Origin of the sequence: Natronohydrobacter thiooxidans (assembly GCF_001884735.1) — a bacterium.
GTDB lineage: Bacteria > Pseudomonadota > Alphaproteobacteria > Rhodobacterales > Rhodobacteraceae > Roseinatronobacter > Roseinatronobacter thiooxidans_A.
This window is the reverse complement of the sequence record NZ_MJAP01000007.1, coordinates 12,324-32,882: the sequence shown is the minus strand read 5'-3', so window position 1 is coordinate 32,882 and position 20,559 is coordinate 12,324. Positions and strand designations below refer to the sequence as shown.

The 20,559-nt window shown below is 56.7% G+C and carries 18 protein-coding genes; 2 read left to right on the top strand and 16 right to left on the bottom strand.

What is annotated here, in order from left to right:
- Nucleotides 1–143: 143 nt before the first annotated feature.
- The 5 genes from BG457_RS06345 to BG457_RS06325 form a co-directional block, all read right to left on the bottom strand.
- On the bottom strand, nt 144–1,367 hold the full coding sequence (locus BG457_RS06345) for an NAD(P)/FAD-dependent oxidoreductase (RefSeq protein WP_175546742.1): 1,224 nt from the start codon (nt 1,365–1,367) through the stop codon (nt 144–146).
- Nucleotides 1,368–1,404: 37 nt separating this feature from the next.
- Nucleotides 1,405–3,090 carry a gamma-glutamyltransferase family protein gene (locus BG457_RS06340; protein WP_071796193.1) on the bottom strand — a complete coding sequence of 562 codons (1,686 nt, stop codon included), beginning with the start codon at nt 3,088–3,090 and terminating at the stop codon, nt 1,405–1,407.
- 70 nt (nt 3,091–3,160) lie between these two features.
- Nucleotides 3,161–4,126, bottom strand: a complete 966-nt coding sequence (locus BG457_RS06335) for a tripartite tricarboxylate transporter substrate binding protein (protein ID WP_084657506.1) — start codon at nt 4,124–4,126, stop codon at nt 3,161–3,163.
- A gap of 78 nt (nt 4,127–4,204) precedes the next feature.
- The gene (locus tag BG457_RS06330) at nt 4,205–5,704 is read right to left on the bottom strand and encodes a tripartite tricarboxylate transporter permease (protein WP_342715421.1); all 1,500 of its coding nucleotides are present in this window, start codon (nt 5,702–5,704) and stop codon (nt 4,205–4,207) included.
- Nucleotides 5,701–6,141 carry a tripartite tricarboxylate transporter TctB family protein gene (locus tag BG457_RS06325; RefSeq protein WP_175546741.1) on the bottom strand — a complete coding sequence of 147 codons (441 nt, stop codon included), beginning with the start codon at nt 6,139–6,141 and terminating at the stop codon, nt 5,701–5,703. The genes BG457_RS06330 and BG457_RS06325 overlap by 4 nt, the downstream gene beginning before the upstream one ends.
- A 146-nt stretch (nt 6,142–6,287) precedes the next feature.
- Between BG457_RS06325 and BG457_RS06320 the strand changes: the two genes are divergently transcribed.
- Nucleotides 6,288–7,127, top strand: coding sequence for an IclR family transcriptional regulator (locus BG457_RS06320; protein ID WP_071796190.1), 840 nt, complete (start codon nt 6,288–6,290; stop codon nt 7,125–7,127).
- Between the two features lie 78 nt (nt 7,128–7,205).
- On the opposite strand, the gene BG457_RS06315 is transcribed toward BG457_RS06320, so the two are convergent.
- From BG457_RS06315 to BG457_RS06270, 10 genes are all read right to left on the bottom strand, one after another.
- Nucleotides 7,206–8,033, bottom strand: a complete 828-nt coding sequence (locus BG457_RS06315) for a sulfite exporter TauE/SafE family protein (RefSeq protein ID WP_071796189.1) — start codon at nt 8,031–8,033, stop codon at nt 7,206–7,208.
- A 123-nt stretch (nt 8,034–8,156) separates the two neighbouring features.
- Nucleotides 8,157–9,785, bottom strand: a complete 1,629-nt coding sequence (locus BG457_RS06310) for a gamma-glutamyltransferase family protein (protein ID WP_281249222.1) — start codon at nt 9,783–9,785, stop codon at nt 8,157–8,159.
- Nucleotides 9,786–9,960: 175 nt separating this feature from the next.
- A complete protein-coding gene (locus tag BG457_RS06305) occupies nt 9,961–10,308 on the bottom strand; it encodes a RidA family protein (protein WP_071796188.1) in 348 nt (115 codons plus the stop codon).
- Nucleotides 10,309–10,356: 48 nt separating this feature from the next.
- Entirely contained in the window at nt 10,357–12,075 is a 1,719-nt protein-coding gene (locus BG457_RS06300) for a gamma-glutamyltransferase family protein (RefSeq protein ID WP_071796187.1), read from the bottom strand.
- Nucleotides 12,076–12,116: 41 nt separating this feature from the next.
- Nucleotides 12,117–13,619, bottom strand: coding sequence for a tripartite tricarboxylate transporter permease (locus BG457_RS06295; protein ID WP_071796186.1), 1,503 nt, complete (start codon nt 13,617–13,619; stop codon nt 12,117–12,119).
- 18 nt (nt 13,620–13,637) lie between these two features.
- Complete coding sequence (locus BG457_RS06290; RefSeq protein ID WP_071796185.1) at nt 13,638–14,063, bottom strand: tripartite tricarboxylate transporter TctB family protein; 426 nt, start codon at nt 14,061–14,063, stop codon at nt 13,638–13,640.
- A gap of 95 nt (nt 14,064–14,158) precedes the next feature.
- Nucleotides 14,159–15,142 (bottom strand): tripartite tricarboxylate transporter substrate binding protein, encoded by a 984-nt coding sequence (locus tag BG457_RS06285; protein WP_084657504.1) that lies wholly within the window; start codon nt 15,140–15,142, stop codon nt 14,159–14,161.
- Nucleotides 15,143–15,179: 37 nt separating this feature from the next.
- Entirely contained in the window at nt 15,180–16,595 is a 1,416-nt protein-coding gene (locus tag BG457_RS06280) for an NAD(P)/FAD-dependent oxidoreductase (protein WP_071796183.1), read from the bottom strand.
- Entirely contained in the window at nt 16,588–16,893 is a 306-nt protein-coding gene (locus BG457_RS06275; protein ID WP_071796182.1) for a (2Fe-2S)-binding protein, read from the bottom strand. The genes BG457_RS06280 and BG457_RS06275 overlap by 8 nt, the downstream gene beginning before the upstream one ends.
- Complete coding sequence (locus tag BG457_RS06270; protein ID WP_071796198.1) at nt 16,883–17,989, bottom strand: NAD(P)/FAD-dependent oxidoreductase; 1,107 nt, start codon at nt 17,987–17,989, stop codon at nt 16,883–16,885. The genes BG457_RS06275 and BG457_RS06270 overlap by 11 nt, the downstream gene beginning before the upstream one ends.
- Before the next feature lie 131 nt (nt 17,990–18,120).
- On the opposite strand from BG457_RS06270, the gene BG457_RS06265 reads away from it, so the two are divergent.
- Complete coding sequence (locus BG457_RS06265) at nt 18,121–19,023, top strand: LysR substrate-binding domain-containing protein (RefSeq protein ID WP_175546740.1); 903 nt, start codon at nt 18,121–18,123, stop codon at nt 19,021–19,023.
- 83 nt (nt 19,024–19,106) lie between these two features.
- On the opposite strand, the gene BG457_RS06260 is transcribed toward BG457_RS06265, so the two are convergent.
- Nucleotides 19,107–20,180 (bottom strand): AbrB family transcriptional regulator, encoded by a 1,074-nt coding sequence (locus tag BG457_RS06260; protein ID WP_084657502.1) that lies wholly within the window; start codon nt 20,178–20,180, stop codon nt 19,107–19,109.
- Nucleotides 20,181–20,559: the final 379 nt, after the last annotated feature.

The window sequence follows — 20,559 nt, the reverse complement described above, 5'->3', positions numbered from 1 at the left end:
ATTGAAGACCTTGAAGCGCGCGATGTATGGGCGAGCCGGCCCGAACTTGCTCAGGGCCCGAATGCTTCCTCTGCACCACACAGATTGAGGATGACCCCATTTAAGGGCTACGCGACACCAGAGGAAAACTTGCCAAAGTAACGCTAAAACCTGTGAATTCCGAATGCTGAGATATCTATATTCGAATGTCGGCTCAGCACGAGATCACGCACGATCCGGGCGGTCGCAGGCGCTCCGGTCATTCCAAGATGCCCATGGCCGAAGGCAACGATCACGTCAGGCGCAGCAAGGACCCGGTCTATCACTGGTACGCTATCCGGCACTGACGGGCGGCAGCCCATCCAGTATTCCGCCACGGCCTCTGGCAGGTCGCGGAACATCGCACGGACATGGCCTGTCAGCAACTTAGCCCGGTCGTAATTCGGAGGCGCATCAACACCTGCGATTTCAACAGTACCCGCAACGCGCAGCCCCATTGCCATCTGGGACACAATAAATGCCTTGTCCGCGTGCATGATAGGACGGGAACACATCCCGTCAATGCCCTTAAGCGTGACGTGATAGCCGCGCTCTGTCTCCAGGGGGATATGTACCCCCAATCTGGCCAGCAGGCGTGTGGACCACGCGCCGGCACTGACGACATAGCGGTCGGCATGGAGTGTCTCACCGCCCTCAAGCACTACACGCGTTGCGCCTGTCGCGGCACGGTCGAGGGTTGCAACCCGCGCCTTGCGGATAATACCACCGGCGGCTGTGAACTTTGCAGCCAATGCTGCGACAGTGGCCAATGGATCGATCATGTGACCATGCCGCTCAAGCAGCAACCCACGCGCGAAAACCGGCGCAAGGGCGGGTTCCAAATCCGTAATGTCGTCCGCTGAAAGCCATCGCATTGCGACACCGTGCTTTTCACGCAAAGCATGTCCCGCACGTTCGCTGCGGGTCTGGTCAGGAGATTGCCAGAGTATCATCTGGCCACGCCTGCGGATCAGACGTGCAGAATGTTCGGGTCCAAGCAGATCTTCATATTCATCGACAGCAGAATGCAGCAGGCCCCGCAACGCGACCGCAGATGTTTCGACCGTCTTCATCCGGCTGGCCTGAAGCCATTTCAACAGCCATGGCGCGGCCCGCGGCAGATAGCGCCATCTCACATTCAATGGCCCTTTGGGATCCATCAGCCATTTCGGCACTTGTGCCAGCATCCCTGGAAGCGCAATCGGCACAATGGACTCGGCACTGATTGATCCGGCGTTGCCAGAGGATGCCCCATGACCCGGCTCTTGCCAATCGATCAACGTAGTTGCAAGACCGGCCTGGGCCAGACGCAACGCACTGGCCGTGCCGATTATACCCGCCCCGATCACGATGGCTGAGCCTACAGTATCTGTCTTCATCTTTTGCCTACCATGCCTGTGCGTAGCCCGCCCGACGGTGGTCGGCAGCGGCGCGCAGGGTTATTGCGGGAGTACGATCGGCAGCGATCATCGAGACTGATCCGGCCAGCCATGTGGAGTCGGGCCAGTCGACAACCAGATGCCCGCGACCGGCCAGATCCACACGCGTTGTTTCAGCAATCCGCGCTTCGACCCGCAGGACACCCGGTTCACTTTCATGCGGCGCGAAAGACGACGGAAAGCTGTACGAGGCTATGCGTGGTGCATCAACCGCCGACTGGACATCCATACCGAATACCAGACGATTCAGCAAAACCTGTAGCATAGCCTGCGTCTGCACATCACCGCCGGGGGAACCGAACGGGATGATGGTGCCTGCCGTCATCGCCAAGGCCGGATTGGGTGTAAGTCTTGGTCGTCTGCCCGGCGCGACTGCGGATGGATGAGACGTATCCACCCAGGATTGTGACCCCCGACCGGACACGACAAAACCAAGGCCCGGCACGACTGGCACATTGTAAGAGGAATCGCTGGGCGTAGCAGAAAAGACATTGCCGACCCGATCCACGACGCACACATAGCTTGTGTCCATTTGCCCTTCGACCGGTGGCTCTGCGGCGGGACTATCACCGGGGTCGGGCATTGCGGGCGTGGCGCGGGTCATGTCGATACAAGCGCGGCGTTGTGCGGCAAAGCCATCGGACAGGATATGTGCAAGGGGCACATCCACTTGGCGCGGATCGCCCAGAAATCGCTCGCGATCGGCCGCGCCCAATTTGATGGTCTCTGCCAGAACGTGCAGGTAATCTGCGCTATTATGGCCAAGCCCCGGCAAATCCAGAGGTTCCAGTATCTTCAGCATTTCCAGCAAAAGCGGGCCCTGACACCATGCGCCACAGCCATAGACATCGACCCCACGAAAAACAACCTGTAAGGGTTCTTCAATATCCACATGGAACTTTTCCAGATCGTCAGCGCGCAGCCATCCGCCCTCGGCTTGCTGATGCGCCAGTATCGCGCGCGCTAAATCCCCACGATAAAAGGCGTCGCGCGCCGCCGCTAGCCCTGCCCTGCGCCCACCGCGCTTTGCGCCAGCGCGCGCCTCGTCTGCCATGAACTGCAAGGACCGGGCCAGATCCGTCTGGAGAAACAGCTCTCCAACCTTCGGAACATCGCCGTCAGGCAGGTAAATCTCTGCATTGGACGCGAAGCGCTCGAAATTACTGCGGTTCTTGCCGATAAGCTCTGCCATCAGCGGATACATGTGAAACCCGTTCGCGGCGAAATCGATGGCGAAATGCGCGACCTCGTCGAAATTCATAGTGCCGTAACGGTTCAGCGCAGTGATCCATGCATCCGGTGCGGCAGGCACTACGGTTCTCAATACACCTACCGGGATCTTCCCATCGTGTTCCCTGACAAAGACCTCTGGGTTGGTAAGTGCGGGCCAGTTTCCTACCCCGCTGATCGTCACGACATGATCATGCTCTGCGCTATAGAGGATAATCGGCGCAACCCCCGCAATACTGACCAGTTCGGATTCAAGCACGCCAAGTGCGATACCAGCGGCAACGCCCGCATCTATCGCATTGCCCCCGTCGCGCAGAATTTCAGCGGCAGCATGGGTGGCGAGGGCGTGGCCAGACGACACCGCGTGTGTGCGGCCATAGAGAACCGGGCGATACTGGGACATTCAGAAATATCCATTCAGGAGATGTGAGGTCGCGGGCTGCCCGGAGCAGCCCGACGAGTGCGTTATATGATTATTCTTCAATCCACGGCTCTTCAGCCCAAATTTCTTCTAGGTTGGAATAAATATCACGGACGTTCGCTTCAAACCTGTCACCATCCATAAAATGCAGAAGCATATTGTTCTGGGCAGCGATTTGCTGGAATTCCGGGTCGTCCAGCGTTAGGCGGATCGCCTCGGTGATCTTGTCCATGATCTCTGGCGGGGTTCCTTTGGGTGCTGCGATGCCCCGCAACGCCCCCCATTCGACGTCATAGCCCGCTTCCGCAAAGGTCGCGATGTCGGGCGCAACCGATGTCCGCTCGGATGACAGGGTACCGATCACACGGGCCTGTTGCTCCTGATGGCGGCTATAGGCGGAACTGATTGTGGTGACGCCACCGTCAATATGCCCGCCCATGACCTGATTTTGCATTTCAGCCGCACCGGGGGACGGAATGAAGGCGAATTTGACGTCAGCCGCACGTTCCAGAACCAACGCGGCCAGATGCGCCGCAGACCCGATCCCTGCGCCACCGAGCGTGACCTCGCCCGGCCGCTCGCGCGCGGCGGCAATCAGGTCTGCCGGTGTCTCGAATGGTGTATCCATTCCGACCATCACGCTGTGTGGCTCAAACGTAAAGGTGCCGCTGTATTCGAAATCTTCGATCTCATAATCGACATCCCCACCGAACAACACAGTAACGACGCCGGGCATTGACAGCAGGCCCAATGTATAGCCGTCAGGGTTTGCCCCTGCGAGCTGGGTCTGCATCAATGCGCCCCCTGCCCCCGGTCTGTTGATGACGACGACATCCCCGCCACCCAGATGCTTTTCCAGAAATGGCGCCGCCTGCCGTGCCAGAATGTCCAGTGCACCCCCCGCTGAAAAGCCCACCAACAACTCTATCTGGCGAGACGGATAGTCTGCCTGCGCAATGGCCGTAGTCCCGGAGAGGCTCAGAAGTACCGGGGCAAGTATTAGACTGAGTGGTTTCATTGGTATACTCCCTGTTATGGTGCAGTGCGTTTTTGTTTTCCCTGCCAGTGCACCGGATTGCAGGAACGCTTTTCAATCCTAGAGGGCCGGACCCGTATGTCGGCTGCGGATCAGTCGGTAAAGTGGGATCAGAAGAACAAGCACAACCAGCGCTGCGAGACCTTTTGAAATCGGACTTGCGAGCAGGTGCCACCAATCGCCGCGCGAAATAAGCAATGCTGTGCGCAGGTTCTGTTCCGCCATGCCCCCAAGGATGACACCGAGGATCATAGGAGGCAGGGGAAAGTTAATTTTCGTCAGCACATAGCCAAAGACGCCAAAGCCGATCATCATAAACAGCTCGAACTGGCTGTTATTGACAGTATATAGCCCAAGGCACATCAGCGCGACGATCATCGGTGCCAGCATCACCTGCGGCACGCACAACACCTGCGCAAACAGGCGCGTGGCGACCATGCCACCCAACGCAAAAAGCAAGACAGAAGTGATCATCATCTGCAAGACAAAGCCGTAGACGATTTCGCCGTTATCGCGAAACAGCGACGGGCCGGGTTGCATGCCATGGACAAGCAACCCCCCCATGATCAGCGCCGCAATGGCATTTCCCGGCACGCCCAGCGTCAGGGTCGGGATCAGCGAAGCCGCATTGTCAGAGCTGTTTCCGGTTTCGGCTGCCGCCACGCCTTTTGGATTGCCCTTGCCAAAACTGTCTGGTTCGCGATCTGAGCGCTTGGCCTCATTATAACTGAGAAAGGCCGCGATATTTCCACCCGCCCCCGGCAGGATGCCAACCATGACACCGATCACGCTTGAGCGGATCCATGTCGGGATCAGCGGGCCGAATGCGACGGGTTTGCCGTCACCTTTGCCGATCTTCAGATCCGCGACCCGCACGCCGGTCAGTGTTGCATCCTCGGCCATTTGCAGCACACGGGGTAGTGCAAACAGACCTATCAGCACCACGACAATGCTGACACCATCGACCAGTTCCAGATTGCCGAAGGAAAACCGGTTCCGCCCGGTCACAGTATCCATGCCGACGCTTGAAATCAGCAAGCCCAGCAAAGCACTCAGAATGCCCTTGATCGGGTCACCGCCGATCAGGACCGCGATAGAGACCAGCCCGAAGGCCGCGATCCAGAAATATTCGGGCGGACCGAAGGCCAGCGTTACCAGCGAAAGCGGTGGTGCCAGCAGCAGCAATGCCAAGGCCGAGATGAACCCGCCCATAGCAGAGGAAACACAAGCGATCCGCAAAGCAGACGCGGCATTTCCCTGCTGCGTCATGGGGTGGCCATCGAAAGTCGTGGCGATGGCGGCGGGCGTGCCGGGGATGTTCAGCAGGACTGCCGGTATCGCCCCGCCATACATTGAACCGTTATAGAGCCCGGCCATCAGACCCAATGCCACCAGAGGGCTGAGACCGAAAGACAGCGGGATCAGGATGGCCAGCCCAATCGTCGTTGTAAGACCGGGCAGAGCGCCGACTATGATACCGACCAATGTGCCCAGCACCATCGCCAGAATGATATCTACAGCCATCAGAGCGACGGCGGCCCCCAGAATATCCGCGATCAATTTGCACCTCCGGTCAGTGCGGTAACGATCCATTCAGGTGGCAGCCTACGGTCAAGCAGCACGACGAAGATGAACCAGGCACCAAGGGTGAAAACCGCAGATGCCAGAAACGCGCTTTTCATGCGCCGCGCGCCGATGGTGAAGGCGAAGACCGGAATGAAGATGAATGTTGTGGTGAAAAACCCGATGCGCGGAAAGATGAGGACATAAATCACCGTCAGCATCAAAGCCAAAGAAAAGCGCAGCAGATTGCTGAAGAACGGCGTATCCTGAGCGACCGATCTGGCTTGCCAAAGGGAGCGCAGGAGGTAGATGAGCGAAAACCCCAAAAGCAGAGCGATGATCAGGCGCGGGAACATTCCTGCCTGACTGGGCAAGGCGGCGGCCTGCCGCCAGGCGGCGATTGAAAACAGCACAAGAACGCCTGCGCCGATCACATCACGATTTACCAGTTTCTGCATCTTGCCAACTCCTCAGAAATTGGTATGCAATTAATAATAATTGTTTTACGATAGATTCGGAAATCTCACCTGTCAATCACGAGAGGCGGGATCCGAAAGAAAAGGCTCGAAAAGGGACAAAGATGGTTATTGAAAGTGCGGCGGCCAAAGAAATACATGAGCTTGCCGTGGAGCCGCCCGAACCCTCTGAGAAAGACGAGCGCCTGTATGTCGGCTCTGTGCGCAAGGCTTTCTCTGTGCTTTATGCGTTTCAGGAACGGGGCGCGGCTCTGTCACTCGCCGAAATTTCCGAGCGCGCAGGTATCGGTCGCAGTGCAGCACAGCGTTTTGTCCATACCCTCTGGGCTTTGGGTTATTTACAGCAGGATGCATCAACGCGGCGCTATCGTCTGTCCGCGAGCATGCTAGATTTCGCCTGTGCCTATCTGCGCAATGACCCGCTTGTCAGCGCAGCTTTTCCGCATCTGCGCGAAGCCAGTCGACTCACAGGCGAAACTGTGAACCTGACCCGAAGGGACACTGATCAGATCATCTTTGTATCGCGTATCACCAGTACCACGGTTATCAGCGCCGATCTGGTAATCGGATCGCGGCTTCCGCTGTTCTGCACTTCGCCGGGGCGGGCGATGCTGGCCTATCTTCCCGAAGATTTGGTTGAAAGCATCCTGTCCACAAGCCCCCTTCCCGCCTATACAGAGCATACGATCACTGATCCCGATGCCATCAGAGAACGGCTTCAGAGCGTCAGGCGGAATGGATATGAGACCGCTTTGCAAGAGTATTTTTCAGGCGACCTGTCTGTGGCCGCGCCCATATTCCGCCCTGACGGCCGGGTCGTTGCCGCAGTCAATATTGCTGTGGCGTCGCCTCGCTGGACGCCAGAGCGGCTGATTGAAGAACTGGCCCCGGTCGTTGTCGAAACCGCAAGGGCCATTTCCAAAAGCGGATCGCCAGAGTTCTAAGATGCAGGTTCAATGGCCCAGCATATGGGCCGGGTTGAACCGGATGTCATAAGGCTTTGGTTGAACGCGAGTGAACCTCTATCCCACCAGAATGGCATAGAGGAAGCGCAGGCAGACAATCGACAGAAAGACCCCGAATGCAAGTTCTAATGCCCTACGAGACAGGCTATGGGCCAGCCGGACGCCTAAATTCGCGGTCAACAAGGTTGTGGGGACGAAAAGTATGAAGCCCATAAATGAGACAAAGCCAATTGCATCTGCCGGCAGACCCGGCTGCCCCCATCCGGCCAGCATATAGCCTATCGCGCCGGGCACCGAGATCAGCACGCCTATTCCGGCTGATGTCGCGACAGCCTGATGAATGGCGCGGCCATGAGTGGTCATGATGATATTGGCGATCTGCCCGCCCCCGATCCCCATGAGCGATGACAAGAATCCGATCACCCCGCCATAGGCCCGCAATGCTGCGCCGGTCGGCAGATCCGTGGCAACGTCCCAGCGTTTCGTGCCTGACATCAGCTTGACCGCATTAACACCAGCGACAACGACAAACACCAGTTGGAACACAAGCGCCGGTGCGTATCGCGCAAGAACTGCACCCGCGACCACGCCCAGCACGATTGGGACAGCCCAGACCCGCAACAATGCCTCATCAACCGCGCCGCGCGCGCGATGGCTCAGATAGGAGCGGATCGAGGTCGGAATGATGATTGCCAGCGACGTGCCGACGGCCAGAGGCATACGCGTTTCATCGGGGACATTCAGCACGCCGAAGACCTCGTACAAAACCGGAACCATCAGCGCACCGCCTCCGACGCCAAACAGCCCTGCCAACACGCCTGTCAAAGCACCAGCGACCAGCAAGGTCACCGCAATCGTCAAGAATTCAGGTGTAAGAAGGTCCATAGCCGTTCCGTTCTTGCCTAATACGGCCTGATACCCAAGCCAGAAAGCCCGGCAGAACGGCCCGTAGGGTCAGTAATGACTGAAATCCACCTCTCACCCCGCCTGTCCGAAAGGGCGGAATTGTCAGAAACCAGCGGCATGCCCGTCTTTGCGCGGATCAGAGCCCGCGATATAGTGACCGTTATCCATTCGGTGAACGATCTGAGCACCACCAAAGCCAAAGGCCGCTTCGGGCGGGTTCAGAGAAATCTCATGGCCCCAGTCGCGAAGCTGAGCAATCGTGGCAGGATCGAAAGAGGTTTCCATCGCGACCGAACGCCCGGACATCATACGCCACCTTGGGGCGTCAATCGCGGCTTGTGGGTTCTGGTTGTAAAGAACCATACGAACAACCACCTGCATATGCCCCTGTGCCTGAATGGGGCCACCCATGACCCCCAGTGCGGTCAGAGGCTGGCCCGCGCGGGTCAGAAAACCGGGAATGATCGTATGGAACGGGCGCTTGCCGGGGCCAACGAGGTTGGGGTGACCCGGTTCCAGCGAGAAGCCACTGCCACGGTTTTGAAGACTGATCCCAGTGCCGGGCACGACGACCCCTGACCCGAACCCGCTGTAATTCGACTGGATAAATGACACCATGCACCCATCCGCGTCGGCTGCGCACAGATATACCGTCCCGCTGGGTTTGGGCAAACCATGTCCGGGATCTCCAGCCAGTCCGTGCGTAATCAGTTTGGCGCGTTCCGCGTGGTAGTCGGGATCGAGCAACTGTTCGGAGGACACAACCATCGTCGCCGGATCACCGACATTGGCATAGACATCCGCCAATGCCAGCTTCATTGCTTCGATCTGAAGGTGAATCGCTTCAGGGCTGTCGGGCCCATGCTCTGCCACGTCAGTATGCTGCAGGATACCAAGCGCGATCAATGCGGCGATGCCCTGGCCGTTTGGCGGGATTTCATGTGCCTTGACATCTCGGTAATCTTGCGCAACGGTGCCGGTCCAGTCCGGCGCATTGGCAGCAAGGTCTTCAAGCGACAGTGCCGCATCATGTTCCTGAGCGAAAGCGACCATTTTTTCCGCAAGTTCACCCCTGTAGAAACTCTCGCCCTTGCTTTGCGCAATCGCTTCAAGACTACGCGCCATATTCTCATTGCGGTAGATTTCGCCTGCTTTCGGGGCACGTCCTTCGGGCATGAAGGCTTCCCTGAATCCCGGTTGATCCTTGTGCTGTTCAGCACCTGATTGCCAAAGACCGGCAATAATGGGCGAGACAGCAAACCCGTTGCGGGCATAGCCGATTGCAGGTTCGAAAAGTTGCTCGAATGGAAGCTTGCCGAACCGATCGGACAGGGCAACCCAGGCCGAAACAGCACCGGGTACGGTCACAGATTCCCACCCGTTGCGCGGCATTTGGGCTTGTCCGGCGAACCGTTCAGGGGTCCATGCAGCAGGCGCGCGCCCTGATGCATTCAGCCCGTGAAGTTTTGTGCCATCATGAACAATCGCGAAGGCATCACTTCCCAATCCATTTCCGGTCGGCTCTACGACAGTAAGCGTGATCGCAGCCGCCAGCGCCGCGTCGACAGCATTGCCTCCCGCCTGCAGCATCTGCAACCCGGCCTGCGTCGCCAGAGGCTGCGAGGTACTGATGATGTTGCGCGCCATGACAGGCGCACGTTTTGACGGATAGGGTAGGGAAAGATCCATGTGTATTTCTCCGGCCTGAACGAGAAACCAGAATTTCTCCATTTCAGGCGCTTATTGGGCTTGGTGACCACCACAGGGTGAATGCGACATGACGCGCAGCATGAAAAGGTCATAGACACAAGTAAAGGTCTCAACCTTACACATTTGCGGCTATTCGCAGCTTCAGAGATTCGTCATAGGTCATGCACCCTGAGGTGATATTCAAGCCTTTGTTTTCTCAGAGATGCGCGGTGACCACAACTTCGATCAGGGTGGTTGGACTACCAAGATCCGCAACACCGACAGTCGCGCGCGCTGGCAAATCCGATGCGGGCACCCATTCTGTCCAAGCTGTATTCATCTCGTCTTTTTTGCTCATATCAGTGATAAACAACTGCGCTGAAAGCAGCTTGGATTTGTCCGAACCCGCCAGCGCAAGGTATTTGTCTATCTTTTTGCAGATCTGGCTGGTCTGCTCTGTCATGCTCGCTGTCGTGTCATCCGCGACAATGCCACCCAGATAGATAGTCCCGTTATGCTGCACGATGCGGTGCATGATTTTCGTCTGCTCTAGTCTCTCGGTCATAGATATTCTCCTTCTTGTGAGAGCTGATAGATACGGTTCTGGCCTGAACTACAGGCCATTGACACCAGTTGGTCGCCGGGGGTCTGATCCGCCTTCAAGGATGCCGCGCTGCAAATCTGAGTGGATTGCGCAAACTCCCCCCGCCAGATAATCCCATTCCGGCCAGGCTTTGGTCTGATGGCCCCGTTGTCTGAGGTCTGCGATCGTCTCTTCGGGCAGCCGGTTTTCGTAGCACACCAGCCCGGGGTCGTAATTATGCGGACTTGAGGAGCGCGGAAAACTGAACGTTGCGAAGCGTGGCTGATCAATCGCATCCTGAAGGTTCATCCCCCAGACCAGCTTGTTAAGCATGACTTGCAACATGGCTTGCGGCTGAACATCATTCCCGGGCGAGCCGATGGGCATGACCCATTCACCTTTTTTGACCAGCAGGCCGGGATTAGGTGTCAGACGCGGACGTTTGCCCGGAGCCACAGCAGCGGGCATACGCGGATCGGTCCATGACTGAGATCCGCGTGAGGATGGCGCAAAGCCAAGACCCGGAATGATCTGCGACGCCGCAGAGCCATCGCTTGGGGTGGCAGAAACCGTGTTTCCATGGCTGTCTATCACACAGATATAAGAGGTATCGAGCTGACCTGCGAAATCGGGATCTTCACCGGGCAACACCGGGACGCGCCCATACCCCTCGATGTCACCGGGGTCGGGCATGCCCGGCTGCGCATGGGACATGTCGATAGTAGACTTCCGGTCGCGCAGATATTCAGGGTCCATCAATCTGTCCAACGGCACATCGACAAACCTTGGATCGCCGAAGTAGTTATGGCGGTCCGCATAGCTGAGTTTAAGCGCTTCGATCAGAAAGTGGATGTAATCGGCGCTATTATGTCGGTTCAACGCCGTCAGATCGGTGCCGTCGAGCATTGCAAGTGTCTGCCCCAGCATCGGCCCCTGACACCAAGGTCCGCAGAAATAGAAATCAGCCCCCATGAATCGGGTCTTCATAGCGGTCTCGACTTCGCTGTGGTACCCGGCCAGATCGGCCTCACGCAGCCATCCACCATTTTCGCGATGAAATTTGACCATGGCTTGCGCGATATCGCCTTTGTAAAAAGCATCGCGCGCCGCCTGAAGACCGGCCTGCCTGCCCCCTTTTGCGGCGGCGGTCTTTTCTTCGTCGATCATGTAGGTGATGGTCCTGCCAAGATCTGACTGAACAAAGAGGTCGCCGGGCTGCGGCGGCTTGCCACCGGGCAGGAAAATATCGGCATTTGCGTTCCAGCGCTCATAGTCCTTTTGCGCTTTTCCGATGATGGCCGTTTGAATGGACGCGGCGGGGAAGCCCTCCTTCGCAAATCTGAGCGCAGCTTGCGCAACTTCGCTATAGCTCATCGTGCCAAAGCGCACCAATGCGGTGATCCACGCATCGGGTGCTGCCGGAACCACCGTCCGCAGCAAACCCTTCGGCATCACACCGGCGTATTCCTTCAAAAAGACATCCGGGTCGGTGGCAGCGGGCCAGTGACCCAGCCCGGCTATGGTGACCGGCGCGGATTGGTCAGACATATGCACAAGTATCGGCGCGACCCCGCCAAAACCGACATACTCGCTTTGTAGAACGCCAAGCGCTATCCCGCCGGCACAAGCAGCATCGACCGCATTGCCCCCGGCTTCCAGTATCTGAAACGCGGCTTGGCTGGCGAGGTAGTGACCGGCCGCAACCATATGGCGCGTTCCCATTATTCGTGCGCGGTGTTGAGAGAACATGTGGCGTTCCTTTCTAGTATTTCTAAGTTGGGCCGCACTGCTCAATGCGGCTGCTCAACCGTCCCGCGCGCGACTTTCCGGTAAAGCAGGATTGAGACGATTACCGAGACCACAATCAGACCCCAGAGCACCATTGTGATCGGGCGGGTGAAAAAGACCGCATAGTTCCAGTTGGACATCACTAGGCTCTGGATGAAGTATTGTTCCGCCATTGGCCCCAGCACCAGCCCGAGAACCACAGCGCTCAGGGGGTATTTCTTTCGCTGGAGCAAATATCCGAGCACCCCGAACGCAACCATCACGCCAAGGTCAAAGATTTCGCCGCGCGTGGAATAAGCACCGATCGACGCAGCAACGACCACCAGCGGAACAAGAACCGGCAATGGCACGCGGGTCACGCGACAAAAGGCACCAGCGGCTACCGCACCAATCGCGATCATCGCAACGCTTGCAATCAGAAGATACAGGCACAGGAGTTGAATGAGCGGCAGTTGCTCGACAAATAGCTGCGGACCGGGGCGCAAACCCATATACATCATCACCCCCATCAGGACCGCAGCGGCCCCAGACCCAGGGATCCCAAGGGCAAAGGTCGGGATCATTGACCCGCCGACGATTGCATTCTGGGCCGCTTCCGGTGCGATCAGCCCGTCAGGGTTTCCCTTTCCAAAGGATCGAGGATCAGAAGATGTATTCTTGGATACATTATACGCGATGAACGCAGCAATTGTCGCACCGGCACCGGGAAGTGCGCCGATGAAGGTGCCGGACAATGTTCCGATGGACATCGCACGCCAGTGTCTGAAGCAGTCGATCATCCCACGCAGCGTACGCTTGAGCGATGGTGTGACCACATCCTGTCCGGGGGCGACCAGATTGTCGCGGGTGATCAGGACCAGCATCTGGGAAATGCAGAACAAGCCCAGCAAACTTGGAATGAAAGGAAAGCCATCATAAAGCTGCGGGATGTTCGCAACCATGCGCGCATTTCCGAGATAGGGGTCGACCCCCACAGAGGCGATCAACAAGCCCAATGCACCGGCCATCAGTGCCTTCAGCATATTGGCCGGCTCGATGGAGCCGATGATCGTCAGGCCAAAGATGACAAGCATGAACAGCTCTGGCGGCCCGAAGCTCAGCGCAAATCGCGCAAGTGGCGGCGCAAAAACCAGAAAGGCGATGATGCTGACGATGCCAGCTACGGCCGACCCCATTGCGAGGAACGCCAATGCTTCCGACGCCTGCCCTTTCTGGGTCATGGGAAAACCGTCAAGCACTGTCGCCGCCGCACTTGCATCACCGGGAACGCCCATCAGGACAGCCGGAATGCCCCCGCCGTAATGGCCGCCAGTATATATTGCGAGCAGAAATACCATCGCATTGAGCGGTGACAGAACCAACGCCACTGGCAGCATGATTGCAAGGGAAGCGCTACCCCCAAAACCTGGCAAAGCACCAAAGAAGATTCCGACAATTACGCCCGCAACCGCAATCCATACTGTCATCAAGCTGAGTTCGCTAAGAAGCCCGAAGATCTCGATCATGTTGTTTACCTTCCGGCGTTAGAGGTTGAGCCCGAGCAGAACTGCGAACAGCAGATAATAGATCGCTGTTCCACACACGCCGATGAGAATGGCCGGGAGTGGCCTGACCCCAAGAAAGAGAAACGCTCCAATCAGGAATACCGGGGTCGCTATCATGAAACTGGTCACATGAAGCATGGCGACAAATCCGGCTGACAGAGCAACCATCATGGGCACCCGGAATTGATTGATACCCGATGTGTCCGGATCCTGAGCGAAATCACTTCGGCGATAGGCGCTTATCGACGCCTTGATGATAATCGCGATTGCGAGCAAGCCCATTGCCGCCATTACGATGTTGGGAAAGATGGTACTGTTCAGAGGCAGATGCCGGGTCTGCGTGTAATAGATCGAGATGGTGATCAAGATCAGGCCGGGTATCATGACCTCGCGAAAAACAAGCATCTACTGTCATCTCCTTCGGAGCAGACACGATTCTGGAATCGAGCGAATTGATCCGACGGGAGCAGGTCTTTTGGCTGCCTGCCCCCGCCGAAGGGTTAGCGTTCGGCAGCAGCTTCTACGAGTTCGCGGTATTGCTCCATTGAAGCCGCAGTTGCGCGGATCGCTTCTGCTGCTTCATCAGACGGGACCCATGTCAGTTCAAGACCCATGCGCTCTAGTGCATCAGCATATGCCTCCGAGTGAACAGCCTCGTAAACGGCTGTCTCCAGACGCGCGAAGCCCTCGGGATTGTTCTCGGCAAAGCTCCGATGGACCATGAAGCCACGCGAAGAACTCAGATGAGGGATGCGGATGTCATCCGAAAGCTGTTCATCAAACGTCGGAACATCGGGAAAGTTCGAGTTGCGTTCAGCCCCCAGAACGGCAAGCCCGCGCACTTCGTCCTTGATGCCAAGAATCGATGCCGGCCGGATAACGCCCGCGTCCATATGGCCGCCCAGAACATTGGTCATAACCGGACCACCACCGCCGACATTCACGGCACGGAAGGTCACACCGGCCTGTTCTTCAAGGATCGCAAGAGAAAGGTACTGCTCACCAGTGAAACTTCCGGTCGCCACAGTGATCTCGCCAGGCGTCTCGCGTGCGGCTTCGATCAGGTCTTCAAGCGTCTGGTATGGTGAGTCCTTGTGCACAAACCATATCGGAACATCCGAACTGAACATACCCACCGGGACCATATCGTCAATCGCGTAGCGCGGCGTGTCGAAAACTGTCGAGTTGCTGAAATGTGGTTCGCTGAGTGCGCCGATCACATAGCCATCCGCGCCATTCATGTAGACCTGCTCAAACCCGATCCGGCCACCCGCTCCGGCGCGATAGTCGAAAAGGACGGGTTGGCCGAGTTTCTCGTCAAGCAGCGGCTTCAGGGGCAGCACACTTTGATCCATCCCACCACCCGGTGCAAAAGAGATAACCAGGCGCACTGGTTTATCTGGCCATTCGGCAAAGGCGGGCGCAGCACTCAGGATTGCGGCAGTCGCCATGGACAAGCCGATGGTAAAGAATGATTTCTTCATTTTTCTTCTCCGTTATTGAAGTGTGTTCGCCGCAGTTTCATTGTCTGCGTTCTTGTTTTTGTCGGTCTGGTATCGACATCTTAGACAGTGTCAGAAGCGATACCGGCTTGAACGGGGGCCGCAGCCGGTAGATACCGACCTCTGTGACCGGAACATCGCGCATTTCACTGATCGTCTGACTAACGCTTAAACCACACATGCGCCCTTGGCATGGCCCCATGCCCGCGCGAAGAAATGCTTTCAGCTGATTGGGACCAGCGCAGCCAATCGCGACGGCCTCTCCTATCTGCCCGACGGTCACTTCTTCGCAACGGCAGATAATAGTTGATTGGTCTTTTGGTCCGCTCGGTGATGGTGGCGGCTGGTAGAGCTGATCCAGAAACGGTCGGATTGCCAGTTCTTTGTTCAATGCCTGTCGCATCCGTCCCGCGATGCGCGACGCCTCGTCTTTGGCCAGCTTACCCGTATCTGCAAGCACGCCAAGCGCCGCAATGCGACCACGATATTCTGCAGCAAGCGCTCCACCAATGCCGGCACCATCACCGGCCACGAAGATCCGCTCAAGGCTCGTTCTGCCCCAAATATCGAGCTTCGGCGCCCAGCACATCTGAAGTTCGTCCCATCTGTGATCGCAGCGCAGAGCCTGCGTGATCTGAATGTTCGGAATCACCCCTTGGTGCAGCAGCACCAGATCCGTCTCGATCCTGTGCTGGCGTCCGCCTACCGAAAAACTGATGCTCTCGGTTTTGTCTAGGCCGTCAATCCGCAGGTCAATTGCCCCCCAGTAATGCGGGACATTTGCTTTGCGTATAGCTGAAAGCAGGCCGAAACCTTTCATCAGGTAACGCGGAGCGCGCAGCGCGCCGGGCAATTGGCGCATTGCAGAGAGACGCGGTATTCTTGGGCTGGTATCAACAATCGCGCCAAGCTTTCGTCCCGCGCGCAGCACCTGAGCGGCGAAAAGGTAAAGTAGCGGACCAGTTCCGGCCAGAACAGCGCGCGGGCTTGGCACTGCCGCTGAACTTTTCAGCATGGTCTGGGCTGCGCCCACAGTCATTGTGCCGGGCAAGGTCCAGCCGGGGATTGGAAAAGGTCGCTCTGCCGCGCCCGTGGCTATAATGATATGGCCTGCCTTTACATAAGATACATTACCCTCATGCTCGTACCCGACCCAGCCGTCCCGACTAATATCAATAACAGTCGAGCGCTTGCCATAACTCGCACCCGATGCCGCAAAGGTTTTCGCAAGTCCACCGCCATAGCGATATTCATGTCCCAAAACGTCACGCATACTGGATGATGCACGTTCGACATTGCGATATATCTGGCCGCCTACCGCGTCCTGTTCATCAAGCAGCAGAACGGAAGCACCTGCTTTGCGCGCCTCTACCGAAGCGGCCATCCCAGCAGGACCTGCCCCAATGACAACGATATCATATTCACCATCAGTCATGATCAGACCCCGGCGACATCAACTGTTGCTGAACTTTCATGCCGTCTTTCGCTATGATCAGACAGGCTTGCCTGTCGGGTTGACCATCAATGGTCATAAGACACTCAAAACATGTGCCCATCATGCAATATGGCGCGCGTGACGCACCGCTGATCGGGGTTGTCCGCGTTATCCTGACGCCTGCAAGCAACAGCGCCGAGGCAACAGTATCGCCTAACCGCGCTTCGATAACCTGACCCTCAAAGTCGAAGGTTATCGCTTCGTCAGAGGCGCAAAGTTTGTTTTCTCTAATGAACATCGAAGCGATCCGGGCTGAAAGAGGATAAGTTTTCTGGCAGGGTGCCAGCCGCAATAGCTTCGGCTAATGGGCCCGCATGTGCGGCGGCCAGCGTCACCCCACTATGCATACAGGCAACATAGGCGCCCGGCGCTTCGCGGGACTGGGCGTATATCGGGTGGCCATCGGGCGTCATGACCCGTAATGCACCCCATGTCCGGACCGCACGAACTTGTGCCAGATGTGGGAAGGTGGCGACTGCGCGGGCAGCCAAATCGCGCATAACCTCTGGCGTGGTCATATCATCAAAGCCGGTTTCTTCCTTTGAATCCCCAATCAGCAGGCTTCCTTCACCAGTTTGTCTGAGAAGCGCGGTCGGAACATCCAGAAATGGCTTTTGTTTCGCGGTCACCATCACCTGCCCTTTTTGCGGGCGGACCGGGGCCGACAAGCCGACCATAGGAGCCAGTTCTTTGGTTCCGTTACCCGCCGCAAGAACGACGCGAGCCGCTGAAAAAACCTCTCCGTCACGCGTTCGCACTTCAAACGAATTCCCGGATTTTTTCAGATCAGAGACGGACGCGTTCGCAAGATAGCTGCCTTCGGCGTCATGAAATGCACGATGCATTGACATCAGCAACTGAAGGGATCCGACATGCCCGTCATGAGGGCAATAGGAGGCCCCGAAAACACTCGGACCCAATTCAGGAAAGCGGTATCGCAGCTCATTATGGGACAGCATCTCGTATTCGAATGCGCCAGATGTTACGAAAGCCAGTCGGGCCATAAGGGTGGAACGTTCATTGAATTCCTGCTCGGACAGACAGAAATGATACCCCCCCTTGCGGCTGTAATGTAGAGTGACGCCTGTTTCTTCTGTCAATTGCTCCGCAAAGTCCGCCCACAAATCTGATGACCGCCGTGTCCACGCCGCATAGCTCGGCATTTTGACGCCCTTGCTCTGCACCCAGATCAGTCCGAAGTTACCTCTCGACGCACGGAAGGCGATGTCACCCTCATCAAGTATCAGCACCGACAGGCGCTGCTTTAGAAGGCCGTAGGCAATCGAAACGCCGACCAGCCCCCCGCCAACCACAATGGCGTCAAAGTTCCGCATACCCTTCAATTTCTTTTCCCCAAGCAGTGAGTTTTGGCTTGAGGCAGTTAGTGGCACCTTCTTTGACATACAGTCAAATATAATTTATGAGGCGTAATATTCACAAATACTATGGTCTGGGAGAGAACAGAATGAGACATCGGCAAATCGAAGCTTTCCGTGCGGTTATGGCGGCAAGGACATTCACCGAAGCCGCACGGATGATGCATATTTCACAACCATCGGTCAGCCGGTTGATCAGTGACCTCGAGGCTGGCCTGCCCTTTCGATTGTTTGAAAGACAAAATGGTCGGGTGCGTCCAACGCCTGAAGCTGTGCTTCTGCATCAGGAGACCGAACGATCATATGAGAGTCTGGAGCGCGTTTTTGCGTTCGCGCGCGATCTGGGAAGCTTCCAGAAAACACAACTCTCGATCGCCGCGATGCCTGCACTCTGTCTCGATATCCTGCCGGTTGCTGCGGCGCAGTTCCATGAAAATCATCCGGACGCAGCCCTGACAATTCAAGCTCGCAGTTCCAAGCAAGTGGTTCAGTGGATCATGACAGAGCAATGCGAGCTAGGGATTTCCGCGCCCCCGTTTGATGTGAAGGGCGTCAAAATCGAAATGGTGGTCACGTGCTCAGCAGTCTGCGCAATGTCTGCCCAGCACCCTTTGACCGCAAAGAAAGTGATCACACCGTCCGATCTGAGGGATTATCGTCTCATTGCCCTTTCGGATTCCACCATCACGCATCACATCGAGAAGATCATGCAAAACGAGGGACTGTCAAATGCACCTATCATCACGACATCCTTGTCTATTGTTGCGTGCCGGATGGCGGAACTGAACTTGGGGGTATCGCTGCTGGATCCCTTTACGGCCAGCTATCTCCGCTCTGGTAAACTCGTCTTTCGCCCCTTCTATCCCGACGTTTCCTTCATCATCGGCGTGATCTCCCCTATGGGGCGCACCAAGTCGCGCGGGCAGTTGGAAATGCTATCAATCTTGGAACAGTCACTGAGAAGCCTACCCTTTGCCGCTCGAATTGAATAGCCAAATCAGTTCCCATTCTGTCCACGGAACGGGAAAACTTGTCAGTTCACCAGAATCGCAAAGTCTCGTTTCAATTAGTGTTGCTACTCCCGATCTGTCCCCAGCAGGTACAAAGCTTGCTCAACGAGCAGGCCAGAGAAGGGCAGAATTATGAATATGCGCATGATATGAAAGGCCGTGACAAGCGCGAGCCCATCCTGAAGGATTTTTGCTGTCAGCGCCATTTCCGTTACGCTACCCGGAGCCGTGGCAAGAACCATGACTTGCCAGGGTTGACCGGTGAGGAAGGCAATACTCAGGCCCATCAGGGCACACAAAAAAATCATCATGAACGAGGTCAGCACCGAGCCTGGCAGAAAGCCGCCAGCTTTGCGGAACAGATCCCGGTCGATTGCCGCGCCTAGCCAGATGCCGAGAAAAATCTGGGCAGTGACCAATACCAAATACGGGTATGCTGAAACTGGCAGGCCCAGGACCGCGCTGATCGCAGCAGCCCCGAGCGCGCCAAGGAAGAAGGGGTTCGACGCATTAAGCCACTTCAGCAACAACGCGCCTGTCAGACCAAATGCGAACAGAAGCAATGCCCCTATGGCCGACCATTCCATCCCGCGCAAAACAGCAACCGGGTCGCTAACATTGCCATCCAGCAATACGATCACCGGAGGGATCAGAACCACGAGAAACACGATACGGGTAGTCTGGGCAAAGACGATCGGGCCGGACGCAACACCGAACTTCTGAGCCAGTACAGCACTTTCCACAGGACCAAGGGGCAGCGTGGCCAAAATGGCCGTACTCGCGCCCACTTTAGTCAGTTTCCTTAGAATACTCGCAACACCAAAACTCAGAAGGATTGTAAGAATGGCAGACATCGCCATCGGAACGGCCAGCGCGCCCATCACTTGCAAGGCGTCCGGTGTGAATGAAAGCCCGACAGAGCTGGCAATTAGGATCTGACCAAGTTGCCTGGTCTGGACAGGGACACGGACTGAAAAGTCCATGAGCCGAACTGTGCCGGTAAAGACCATAGCCCCTAGCATCCAGGGTAACGGAAAATTCAGCCACTTTGCGACGAACCCAAAGAGCACAGCACCTGCCATAACCTTCACGACATGCAGAAGCTTCCCAAAAGCTTGTCTGAAGTCTGTTCCGGACATGATACTTCCCGACCTGGAGAGTTATTCACTTGTTCAGTATATCCTCAAGACGAGGCATGCAACTCTCGAAGCAGTCGCTCCGCTGTCCGGGAATTACTGAAACGGCTGTCCTTGATTTCTGAAATCTGCAGGGTCTGTATCTATGGTCGGACATAACGTCGGACTTAACCGGAAATCTTCAACTCAAGAAGACGGCTCTCGGCGTAGGCTTACGGTCTGCGTCATGTAACCTGCGTTGAAGATATCGATTTGCTCGGCCCGCGCGTGTCGCATTGCCCTTGAATCGGCTCTGCCTCACTTTGTGTGGCGCAACTATTCTGAAACTGGAAAATTCAGGAGGGATAGTTGTGAGTTCGAAGAAGCACTGGTCGCCTGGGGG

Coding starts and splice junctions, on each gene's coding strand:
- BG457_RS06280 (WP_071796183.1), bottom strand. CDS start 16,595: ATGACTGATGGTGAATATGATATCGTTGTCATTGGGGCAGGTCCTGCT.
- BG457_RS06340 (WP_071796193.1), bottom strand. CDS start 3,090: ATGTCCCAGTATCGCCCGGTTCTCTATGGCCGCACACACGCGGTGTCG.
- BG457_RS06310 (WP_281249222.1), bottom strand. CDS start 9,785: ATGGAGAAATTCTGGTTTCTCGTTCAGGCCGGAGAAATACACATGGAT.
- BG457_RS06260 (WP_084657502.1), bottom strand. CDS start 20,180: ATGTCCGGAACAGACTTCAGACAAGCTTTTGGGAAGCTTCTGCATGTC.
- BG457_RS06275 (WP_071796182.1), bottom strand. CDS start 16,893: ATGTTCATTAGAGAAAACAAACTTTGCGCCTCTGACGAAGCGATAACC.
- BG457_RS06285 (WP_084657504.1), bottom strand. CDS start 15,142: ATGAAGAAATCATTCTTTACCATCGGCTTGTCCATGGCGACTGCCGCA.
- BG457_RS06290 (WP_071796185.1), bottom strand. CDS start 14,063: ATGCTTGTTTTTCGCGAGGTCATGATACCCGGCCTGATCTTGATCACC.
- BG457_RS06315 (WP_071796189.1), bottom strand. CDS start 8,033: ATGGACCTTCTTACACCTGAATTCTTGACGATTGCGGTGACCTTGCTG.
- BG457_RS06335 (WP_084657506.1), bottom strand. CDS start 4,126: ATGAAACCACTCAGTCTAATACTTGCCCCGGTACTTCTGAGCCTCTCC.
- BG457_RS06265 (WP_175546740.1), top strand. CDS start 18,121: ATGAGACATCGGCAAATCGAAGCTTTCCGTGCGGTTATGGCGGCAAGG.
- BG457_RS06305 (WP_071796188.1), bottom strand. CDS start 10,308: ATGACCGAGAGACTAGAGCAGACGAAAATCATGCACCGCATCGTGCAG.
- BG457_RS06300 (WP_071796187.1), bottom strand. CDS start 12,075: ATGTTCTCTCAACACCGCGCACGAATAATGGGAACGCGCCATATGGTT.
- BG457_RS06295 (WP_071796186.1), bottom strand. CDS start 13,619: ATGATCGAGATCTTCGGGCTTCTTAGCGAACTCAGCTTGATGACAGTA.
- BG457_RS06270 (WP_071796198.1), bottom strand. CDS start 17,989: ATGCGGAACTTTGACGCCATTGTGGTTGGCGGGGGGCTGGTCGGCGTT.
- BG457_RS06320 (WP_071796190.1), top strand. CDS start 6,288: ATGGTTATTGAAAGTGCGGCGGCCAAAGAAATACATGAGCTTGCCGTG.